Origin of the sequence: Pseudomonas sp. WS 5011, from assembly GCF_012985775.1 — a bacterium.
In the GTDB taxonomy this organism is placed as follows: Bacteria; Pseudomonadota; Gammaproteobacteria; order Pseudomonadales; family Pseudomonadaceae; genus Aquipseudomonas; species Aquipseudomonas peli.
Genome location: NZ_JAAQXA010000073.1, coordinates 1 through 1,193, shown reverse-complemented (window position 1 = coordinate 1,193; position 1,193 = coordinate 1). Strand labels below are relative to the sequence as shown.

Annotated in this window: 1 protein-coding gene; it reads right to left on the bottom strand. The window is 57.2% G+C overall.

Annotation, left to right across the window (positions count from 1 at the left end; genetic code table 11):
* Positions 1-145: 145 nt before the first annotated feature.
* Positions 146-1,126 carry an IS5-like element IS1384 family transposase gene (locus tag HBN63_RS21560; protein WP_010466230.1) on the bottom strand — a complete coding sequence of 327 codons (981 nt, stop codon included), beginning with the start codon at positions 1,124-1,126 and terminating at the stop codon, positions 146-148.
* Positions 1,127-1,193 lie beyond the last annotated feature (67 nt).

Sequence of the window (1,193 nt, the reverse complement as noted above, 5' to 3'; positions counted from 1 at the left end):
GGATGGTCTGAAGTAGCCATGTATTTCCCCGGCATACCACCTAGCGCAACTTTTAAACTCGCCAAATGATCAAAAAACAATCAATTCGACGAGTATTTCTTACGTTTTCGCCACCCGGACCCCACTCCGGTGGCCATTTCCCGCATTACAGGCGCACCTCTCCTGCATTCGTCAGTAAATGTCGGCGCGCCATCCACAGGTTCGACAGAGCGAACAGTGTCACCAGTTGCGCCGTGTTTTTGGCCAAGCCGCGAAAGCGCACCTTGGTGTAACCGAACTGGCGCTTGATTACCCGGAACGGATGCTCGACCTTGGCGCGCACCTGAGCCTTGGCCTTTTCAATCTTGCGCTTGGCTTTGTACAGCACGCTGCGCTTATCGAGTTTTTTGTAGGTGCTGCGGCGTGCCGCCACCTGCCAGATAACTTCACGTCCTTCATGCTCGGGCCGCTTTTCGACACCGGTGTAGCCTGCATCGGCGCAGACCACGTTTTCGTCGCCATGCAGCAATTTGTCCACCTGGGTGACATCCGCCACATTGGCCGCCGTGCCCACTACGCTGTGCACCAGACCCGATTCGTCATCGGCGCCGATGTGGGCCTTCATGCCAAAATAATACTGGTTTCCCTTCTTGGTCTGGTGCATTTCCGGGTCGCGCTTGCCGTCCTTGTTCTTGGTCGAACTGGGCGCATTGATCAGCGTTGCATCGACGATGGTGCCCTGGCGCAGCGACAGGCCGCGGTCGCCCAGATAGCCATTGATGACAGCGAGGATGCCGGCCGCCAGCTCGTGTTTCTCCAGCAAGCGGCGGAAGTTGAGAATGGTGGTTTCGTCGGGGATGCGCTCCAGGTTCAGCCCGGCAAACTGGCGCAGGATCGTGGTTTCGTACAGCGCTTCCTCCATCGCTGGATCGCTGTAGCCGAACCAGTTCTGCAGCAGATGCACACGCAGCATCGCCATCAACGGGTAGGCCGGACGGCCACCTTCACCTTTCGGATAATGTGGCTCGATCAAAGCAATCAAGCCCTTCCACGGCACCACCCGATCCATCTCGATCAGGAACAACTCCTTGCGGGTTTGCTTGCGCTTGCCAGCGTACTCGGCGTCGGCGAAGGTCATCTGCTTCATCGGGAAACTCGGTGGGTGGGGTCGCGGTATTTTGCCAAATCAGAAAGTCTTTTTCAGAGTTTCCCTA